7 protein-coding genes are annotated in these 9,290 nt (G+C 51.1%); all 7 read right to left on the reverse strand.

All coding sequences use genetic code 11. The features are described from left to right. Positions 1–58: 58 nt before the first annotated feature. Positions 59–2,182: a polyribonucleotide nucleotidyltransferase gene (gene pnp / locus J8X26_RS18365; RefSeq protein WP_152325283.1), complete on the reverse strand. Its 2,124-nt coding sequence runs from the start codon at positions 2,180–2,182 to the stop codon at positions 59–61. Positions 2,183–2,455: 273 nt separating this feature from the next. Continuing rightward, a complete protein-coding gene (rpsO, locus tag J8X26_RS18370) occupies positions 2,456–2,725 on the reverse strand; it encodes a 30S ribosomal protein S15 (RefSeq protein ID WP_014333706.1) in 270 nt (89 codons plus the stop codon). Between the two features lie 122 nt (positions 2,726–2,847). Further along, a complete protein-coding gene (gene truB / locus J8X26_RS18375; RefSeq protein ID WP_195813599.1) occupies positions 2,848–3,792 on the reverse strand; it encodes a tRNA pseudouridine(55) synthase TruB in 945 nt (314 codons plus the stop codon). Continuing rightward, positions 3,793–4,206, reverse strand: coding sequence for a 30S ribosome-binding factor RbfA (gene rbfA / locus J8X26_RS18380; RefSeq protein ID WP_208951569.1), 414 nt, complete (start codon positions 4,204–4,206; stop codon positions 3,793–3,795). Positions 4,207–4,284: 78 nt separating this feature from the next. Beyond that, positions 4,285–6,978: a translation initiation factor IF-2 gene (gene infB / locus J8X26_RS18385; protein WP_152325285.1), complete on the reverse strand. Its 2,694-nt coding sequence runs from the start codon at positions 6,976–6,978 to the stop codon at positions 4,285–4,287. Positions 6,979–7,002: 24 nt separating this feature from the next. Then, positions 7,003–8,511 carry a transcription termination factor NusA gene (gene nusA / locus J8X26_RS18390; RefSeq protein ID WP_152325286.1) on the reverse strand — a complete coding sequence of 503 codons (1,509 nt, stop codon included), beginning with the start codon at positions 8,509–8,511 and terminating at the stop codon, positions 7,003–7,005. Between the two features lie 23 nt (positions 8,512–8,534). Beyond that, entirely contained in the window at positions 8,535–8,987 is a 453-nt protein-coding gene (gene rimP / locus J8X26_RS18395; RefSeq protein WP_147243271.1) for a ribosome maturation factor RimP, read from the reverse strand. Positions 8,988–9,290: the final 303 nt, after the last annotated feature.

The following is a 9,290-nucleotide window of genomic DNA, read 5'->3' on the forward strand; positions in this document are numbered from 1 at the left end:
TCGTGAGACGAACAGCCCCCTTCCAGCTGGAAAGGAGCTGTAAAACTTCTGTTACAGATTATTCTGCTGCAGGTTGCTCAGTTGTATCGTCCTGAGTTGGTGCGGTAGCTTCTTTGATGCTCAGACGCACACGACCCTGACGGTCAACTTCCAGAACTTTAACCGGAACTTCCTGGCCCATCTGCAGGTAATCAGTCACTTTCTCAACGCGCTTATCAGCGATTTGAGAGATGTGAACCAGACCTTCTTTACCGCCGCCAATGGCAACAAACGCACCAAAGTCAACGATACGGGTCACTTTACCCTGATAGATACGACCCACTTCGATTTCTGCAGTGATCTCTTCGATACGACGGATAGCGTATTTCGCTTTCTCGCCGTCGGTTGCTGCGATTTTAACAGTACCGTCATCTTCGATTTCGATAGTGGTGCCAGTTTCTTCAGTCAGAGCACGGATCACAGAACCACCTTTACCGATCACGTCTTTAATTTTGTCTGGACTGATCTTGATGGTGTGGATGCGTGGAGCAAACTGAGAGATATCGCCACGTGGTGTGCTGATAGCCTGTTCCATTACGCCCAGAATGTGCAGACGCGCACCCTTAGCCTGGTTCAGAGCCACCTGCATGATTTCGCGGGTGATACCTTCGATTTTAATGTCCATCTGCAGCGCGGTGATACCGTCGCGGCTACCGGCCACTTTGAAGTCCATGTCGCCCAGGTGATCTTCGTCACCCAGAATGTCGGACAGAACGACAAAGCTGTCGTCTTCTTTAACCAGACCCATTGCGATACCCGCAACAGCGGCTTTAATCGGAACACCTGCATCCATCAGGGCCAGAGAAGCACCACAAACAGAAGCCATTGAAGATGAACCGTTAGATTCGGTGATTTCAGAAACTACACGTACGGTGTACGGGAAGTCTTCTGGTTTTGGCATCATTGCCAGCACGCCACGTTTAGCAAGACGGCCATGGCCAATCTCACGACGTTTTGGCGAGCCAACCATACCTGTTTCACCAACAGAGTACGGAGGGAAGTTGTAGTGGAACAGGAAGCTATCAGTCTTCTCGCCCATCAGCTCATCCAGATTCTGCGCATCACGTGCAGTACCCAGAGTTGCGGTAACCAAAGCCTGAGTTTCACCACGGGTGAACAGCGCAGAACCGTGGGTACGTGGCAGAACGCCAGTACGCACGTCCAGACCGCGGATCATGTCTTTTTCACGGCCATCGATACGCGGTTCACCACGGAGAACACGGCTACGAACCACGTTCTTCTCGATGCTGCCCAGGATGTCGGAGATTTCGCCCGCATCCAGAGAGTCGTCTTCAGCTTGCAGAGCCTGAACAACGTCAGATTTGATGACGTTGATCTGAGCGTAACGATCTTGTTTATCAGTGATCAGGTACGCATCACCCAGACGGGATTCAGACAGTGCAGCCACGCGAGCGTGCAGCTCGGAGTTAACCGCTTCTGGCTGCCAGTCCCATTTTGGCTTACCGGCTTCAGCAACCAGTGAGTTGATGTTGTCGATAACGATTTGTTGTTGTTCGTGGCCGAATACGACCGCGCCCAGCATCTGATCTTCGCTCAGCACTTCAGCTTCAGACTCAACCATCAGCACCGCGCCCTGAGTACCGGCAACAACCAGGTCCAGACGGCTTGTTTTCAGCTCATCTGCGGTTGGGTTCAGAACGTACTGGTCGTTGATGTAACCAACGCGTGCAGCACCGATTGGGCCGTTGAATGGAATACCAGACAGGCTCAGGGCAGCAGACGCACCGATCATCGCAACGATGTCAGGGTTAACTTGTGGGTTCAGGGAAACCACAGTCGCGATAACCTGAACTTCATTCAGGAAAGAGTCCGGGAACAGAGGACGGATCGGACGGTCAATCAGACGCGAAGTCAGCGTTTCGCCTTCACTTGGACGGCCTTCACGACGGAAGAAGCTACCCGGGATACGACCAGCAGCGTAAGTACGCTCCTGATAGTTAACTGTCAGCGGGAAGAAGCTCTGACCTGGTTTCGCTTTTTTCTGGCCAACAACGGTAACGAATACCGCGGTGTCGTCCATGCTAACCATAACAGCTGCAGTAGCCTGACGAGCCATCATGCCGGTTTCCAGCGTAACGGTGTGCTGGCCGTATTGGAACTTACGAATAGTCGGATTAAGCAATGTAATATCCTTGTTTGTGGCGCGCAGCTGTTATGACAGCAGTTCACACCGATAAATATCCGAGCTTCTCACTACATTCTCGCGACTAATGACAATCCTTATTGGCCTGACGTTGTGGCAATAAAGTCTCTCATTAGCCGCGCGAAAACATCTGTAACGGAAGTTCATGTTCTTAGAATAACAATAGAAACAGCAGCCATACAGTAACCTGATTTGCTGATGCTTCCTAGAATAAAGGGGCCTATTGGCCCCTTTACACTGAAACTCGCTTGATTAGCGACGCAGACCCAGACGTTCGATCAGGCTGGTGTAACGTGCTACATCTTTACGCTTCAGGTAGTCCAGCAGTTTACGACGCTGAGAAACCATACGCAGCAGACCACGACGGCTGTGGTGATCTTTTTTGTGCTCTGCAAAGTGACCTTGCAGATGGTTAATTTGAGCAGTCAGCAGAGCAACCTGAACTTCGGTAGAACCACTGTCGTTAGTGCCACGACCGAAGTCGGAAACGATTTGAGCTTTAGCTTCAACGCTTAGAGACATAATCTTACTCCAAAATATTATAGATAATTAAACGGGAGCCGATCTCTAATTCAGCTACCCAATGCATAAGCTGCGCTATTCTACCCTTTGCTATATGTGATCGCAAGGTGAGCAGAAAGCGCTTAATCCGTGTATTCGACGACTAAACGACGCGGCGCAATGCGCCCATCATCATCTATTTCGCCCACACCGATAAACTTACGTTCTTCGCCTTCGGTTATGCGAACCATGCCACTCGCCGGCGCGCCAGATGCCTGAACAGGTTGGCCCTGCTTAACATATCCGGCCACCACAGGCAGCAGATTCACTTCCGGGAAGTCTTCACATGCGCTGTCCATCGGCAACAACAAAGGATCCAGCAAAAGACGAGGCTCTATGCCCTGCTCTTCAGCCTGAGCAATCAATTCATGGAGTTTTTCCATGGTGACCATACGCTCAGAAGGATAGGTTGCGACCTGCAAACGACGCAGATAAGTCACGTGCGCACCACACCCCAACTTCTCGCCGAGATCATCGACAATCGTACGGATGTAAGTACCTTTTGAGCAGTGGATTTCCAGCTCAACTTCAAAACCTTCCCAGCGGATGAACTTGAGTTCATACACTGTAATACTGCGCGATTCTCGCGGAACTTCGATGCCCTGGCGCGCGTACTCATACAGCTTTTTCCCTTCGTATTTCAGTGCAGAATACATGGAAGGAATTTGCTGGGTTTCCCCGCGGAAGCTGTTGAGTGCGTCATCCAGTTGCTGCTGACTGAAGGTCACTTCACGTTCAGAAATGATCGCGCCTTCAGCATCAGATGTGTCCGTGCGCTGTCCCATACGGGCGATAACACGATAACGCTTATCGGAATCGAGCAGGAATCGGGAAAACTTGGTGGCTTCACCTAAGCACAACGGCAACATGCCGGTAGCCAGAGGATCCAGCGCACCGGTATGCCCTGCGCGGTTAGCGTTATAAAGACGTTTAACCTTTTGCAGAGCATCGTTGGACGACAAGCCAATCGATTTGTCCAGTAGCAGAACGCCGTGAATGTCACGGCCGCGGCGACGTGGGCGACTCATTTATACTTCCTCGTCATCGCCTGCAGCTGAACGACGTTCAGCATCGTTCTTCACAACGTTGGTCACCAGGTTAGACATGCGCATACCTTCAACCAAAGAGTTGTCGTAAGCGAAAGTCAGTTCCGGCACGACGCGCAAACGCATTGCTTTACCGATCAGCGTGCGGATGAAACCGGATGCGTCCTGCAAAGCTTTGATGCCATTTTGGACACGATCAGGATCGTGATTGTCAGTCGTCAGAACGTCCAGGAAGGTCACGAATACTTTGGCATAAGCCAGATCGCGTGAAACTTCAACGCCTGAAACTGTCGCCATTCCTACGCGCGGGTCTTTGACTTCGCGCTGTAAGATAATAGCGATTTCTTTTTGCATCTCCTGAGAGACGCGCTGAGTACGGCTAAATTCTTTTGCCATGATGCTTTTCTCCTCACTTGATCCAGACAAATAAGGGGGCGCAAGGCCCCCATCTGGATATCAGCTACTTCGCAAACGTTAAGCGATAGTACGTTTGATCTCGATGATTTCGAAGACTTCGATCACATCGCCAGCACGCACATCGTTGTAGTTCTTAACGCCGATACCACATTCCATGCCGTTACGAACTTCAGCAACGTCATCTTTGAAGCGACGCAGGGATTCCAGCTCGCCTTCATAGATCACCACGTTATCACGCAGTACACGGATTGGGTTGTTACGCTTGATCATACCCTCAGTAACCATACAACCTGCAATTGCGCCGAATTTAGGTGACTTGAACACGTCACGAACTTCAGCCAGGCCGATGATTTGCTGTTTGTACTCTGGCGCCAACATACCGCTCATCGCCTGCTTAACTTCGTCAATCAGGTTATAGATAACGGAATAGTAACGCAGATCCAGGCTTTCGCTTTCTACGACACGGCGGGCAGAAGCATCTGCACGGACGTTGAAGCCGAGGATGATCGCGTTGGAAGCAGCAGCCAGCGTTGCATCAGTTTCGGTGATACCACCTACACCCATGCCTACGATTTTGACTTTCACTTCGTCGGTAGACAAGCTCTGCAATGCATCGGAAATCGCTTCGCAAGAACCCTGTACGTCAGATTTCAGAACGATGTTCAGTTCAGAAACTTCACCTTCGGTCATGTTCGCGAACATGTTCTCCAGTTTAGATTTCTGCTGACGAGCCAGTTTAACTTCGCGGAATTTACCCTGACGATACAGAGCAACTTCACGAGCTTTCTTCTCGTCACGAACAACGGTCACTTCATCACCCGCAGCAGGAACGCTGGACAGACCCAGCACTTCGACAGGGATTGAAGGACCTGCTGACAGAATGTCACGACCCATTTCGTCACGCATCGCACGGACACGGCCGTATTCGAAGCCACACAGAATGATGTCGCCTTTATTCAGCGTACCTTCCTGAACCAGAACGGTAGCAACCGGGCCGCGACCTTTATCCAGGAAGGACTCGATCACAACACCACTCGCCATACCGGTACGAACAGCTTTCAGTTCCAGAACTTCAGCTTGCAGCAAGATGGCTTGCAGCAGATCGTCGATACCAGTACCGACTTTAGCAGAAACGTGGATGAACTGAGACTCACCGCCCCACTCTTCTGGCATAACGCCGTACTGAGACAGTTCGGTACGAACGCGATCCGGATCAGAGTCAGGCTTATCAATTTTGTTGACTGCAACGACGATTGGCACACCAGCAGCTTTCGCATGCTGAACTGCTTCGATCGTTTGTGGCATCACGCCATCATCAGCAGAAACAACCAGAACCACGATGTCCGTAGCCTGAGCACCACGAGCACGCATTGAAGTAAACGCGGCGTGTCCCGGTGTATCCAGGAAGGTGATCATGCCATTTTCGGTTTCAACGTGATAAGCACCGATGTGCTGGGTAATACCACCGGCCTCGCCTGCTGCCACTTTCGTAGAACGAATGTAGTCAAGCAAAGAGGTTTTACCGTGGTCAACGTGGCCCATGATGGTCACAACCGGAGCACGTGGCTCAGCGGCAGCAGAAGAAGCTGTATCACGATCGCTCATCAGCGCTTCTTCCAGCTCGTTCTCACGACGCAGAATAACTTTGTGGCCCATTTCTTCCGCAACCAGCTGAGCAGTTTCCTGATCAATAACCTGGTTGATGGTGGCCATGGCGCCCAGTTTCATCATGGTTTTGATGACCTGAGAACCTTTCACTGCCATTTTGTTTGCCAGTTCGGCAACAGTAATGGTTTCGCCAATCACGACATCACGGTTAACCGCGATAACAGGCTTGTTGAAGCTCTGTTGCAGGGTGCTTGGTTTGCGTTTGCCTTTACCATTACGGCCAACAGCACGGGCTTCTTCGCGATCCGCTTTAGATTCGGACAGCTTGTTGCCTTTCTTCTGTTTGGTCGCTTTGCCACCGCGGGTACGGCTACGACGTTCGCCTTCAACTTTGGCGTCATTCTCGTCTTCAGCAGCACGGGCGTGGGTAGAAGTGGTGACATGGTAGTCAGCAGATTCTGATTCGCTTGGCGCGGCAGTTTCAGTCCAGACACCAGAGTCAGCCATTTTACGGGCTTCTTCTGCAATGCGCTTGGCGTTTTCTTCAAGCTTACGCTGGGCTTCTTCTTCCGTTTTGCGTTTCAGCTCTGCGGCTTCAGCTTCACGGCGTGCTTTCTCTGCCTGAGCTGGTTTGGTTACTTCATCGGTATGTTGATTCGTCACTTTATCTTTTTCCGCTGCGTCACGCTTAGCTTTATCAGCGGCCTCACGTTTAGCTTGCTCTTCGGCGGCGCGCTTGGCTTTTTCCTGAGCTTCGCGCTGGGCTTGCTCTGCTGCTACACGCTGTGCCTGTTCTTCCGCGTCACGCTTCGCCTGCTCTTCCGCTTCGGCCTGGGCAATCTCTGCCTCGGTCATATCACGTTTAACATAAGTGCGTTTCTTGCGGACCTCGATTTGCACCGATTTACTCTTCCCGCCGGTGCTCGGAATATTCAGTGTACTACGCGTTTTGCGTTGTAACGTCAGTTTGTTTGTCGCACCTGAGTTTCCACCATTCAAATGCGCCAACAATGTTTCTTTTTCTTGCTGGGTCACAGAGTCAGCTTCGGACTTCGAGATCCCTGCATCAGCAAATTGCTGTACCAGGCGATCTACCGGTGTCTGAATCTCTGCCGCCAGCGATTTTACAGTTACATCTGTCATGCTGTTCCTTCCTGCTACAGTTTATTACGCGTTGTCGCCAAACCAGCAGATATTGCGCGCAGCCATGATAAGTTCACCAGCCCGCTCGTCAGTAAGACCTTCAATATCAGCCAGATCGTCGACACCCTGCTCGGCAAGATCTTCCAGCGTACAAACCCCTTGGGCAGCCAGTTTAAATGCCATGCTACGTTCCAGACCCGCCAGGTTCAGCAGATCATCAGCAGGCTTTTTATCACCGAGACTTTCTTCCTGGGCTAAAGCAATAGTGGTCAGCGCTTCTTTTGCACGTTCGCGCAGCGCGTCCACGGTGTCTTCATCCAGGCCGTCGATTTCAAGCAGTTCGTTGACTGGCACGTAAGCCAGTTCTTCAAGCGTAGAGAAACCTTCTTCTACCAGAACCGTGGCAAAATCTTCATCAATGGCCAGGTATTTCGTGAAGGTATCAATCGCAGCGTGTGCCTCAGCCTGATGCTTGGCTTGCAGGTCGTCTGCTGTCATCACGTTCAGTTCCCACTTGTCATCACCACGATGCTGTTTCAACAATTGGGAGGCCAAACGCACGTTCTGACCATTACGGCCAATCGCCTGTGCCAGGTTGCTGGCTTCGACGGCGATATCCATGGTGCATTTATCTTCATCAACAACGATGGAAGCGACGTCTGCCGGCGCCATAGCGTTGATCACGAATTGCGCAGGATTATCATCCCAAAGGATAATATCGATACGTTCACCGCCCAGTTCACTGGATACGGCCTGAACGCGTGCGCCACGCATACCGACACAGGCACCTACCGGGTCGATACGTTTATCGTTGGTTTTCACTGCGATTTTTGCACGGGAACCGGGATCACGGGCTGCCGCTTTAATCTCAATCAGCTCTTCACCAATTTCTGGTACTTCGATGCGGAACAGTTCGATCAGCATCTCATTACGTGAACGGCTGACAAACAACTGGGCGCCACGTGCTTCCGGACGAACATCATACAGCACGCCACGGATACGGTCGCCAGAGCGGAAGTTTTCACGCGGAAGCATGTCTTCACGCAGGATAACGGCTTCAGCGTTGCTGCCTAAATCCAGTGCGATGCTGTCGCGGTTTACTTTTTTAACGACACCAGTGACGATTTCGCCCTGTTGTTCGCGGAATTGCTCAACCACCATTGCACGTTCTGCTTCACGTACTTTTTGTACGATAACTTGTTTAGCAGTCTGTGTGGTGATGCGGTCGAAAGTGACCGACTCAATTTGGTCTTCGATGTATCCGCCAAGCTCGATGGACGGATCTTCGTATTGTGCGGCCTCGAGGGTGATCTCGCGGGTAGGCTGAGTCACTTCGTCGACTGCAACCCAACGACGGAAGGTATCAAAATCACCGGTTTTGCGGTCAATGCTGACGCGGACTTCGATTTCCTGCTCGTATTTTTTCTTGGTCGCTGTTGATAATGCAATTTCCAGCGCTTCAAAAATCTTCTCGCGCGGGAGGGATTTTTCATTAGAAACTGCTTCTACAACAGCCAGAATCTCTTTGTTCATCCTAGTTGCCTCTTCCAAACTCTTTAAAAGTGGGGTACCAGGTTCGCTTTCTGGATGTTGCTCAGTGCGAACACTTCATCTTTCCCTTCCACTGTCACCGTGATCATTTCGCCTTCGACAGCCTTAATAATGCCCTGCCATTTGCGACGGTTCTGCACAGCCATTCGCAGGACAATGCTAACTTCGTCACCGAGGAAACGTTGATAATGTTCAGCGGTGAACATAGGACGATCAAGGCCTGGAGAGGAAACTTCCAGGTTATAGGCGACGGTGACTGGATCTTCTACGTCCAGCACAGCGCTCACCTGGTGGCTGACATCAGCACAATCATCAACATTGATCCCGGCGTCACTATCAATATAGATGCGCAACGTCGATTGGCGAGCCCGAACGAACTCGATGCCAACCAGCTCAAAGCCAAGTGCCTCGACTGGTGCTGTAATCAGCTCTGTTAATTTTTGTTCTAATGTGGACAAGCCCACCCCCAAGACATAAAAAAAGGGCTAAATAGCCCAGTGATTCTGTTGCCAAATAACAAAAAACCCCGATAAATCGGGGCTTTATGCAACTGGACCCTATTTGCCGCACAGGCGGCTTCGGTGCAACTTTCGCAAAGTATTATTTTCAAATTGAAGCTTTCAAATTGGAGCTGCAGAACATCACAGGAAGATACTGAAAGTCTATTTGAAATAAACACTTAGGGAAAGTGGTTGCGGGGGCCGGATTTGAACCGACGACCTTCGGGTTATGAGCCCGACGAGCTACCAGGCTGCTCCACC

The organism is Rahnella sp. ChDrAdgB13 (assembly GCF_017655185.1).
Lineage (GTDB): Bacteria > Pseudomonadota > Gammaproteobacteria > Enterobacterales > Enterobacteriaceae > Rahnella > Rahnella contaminans.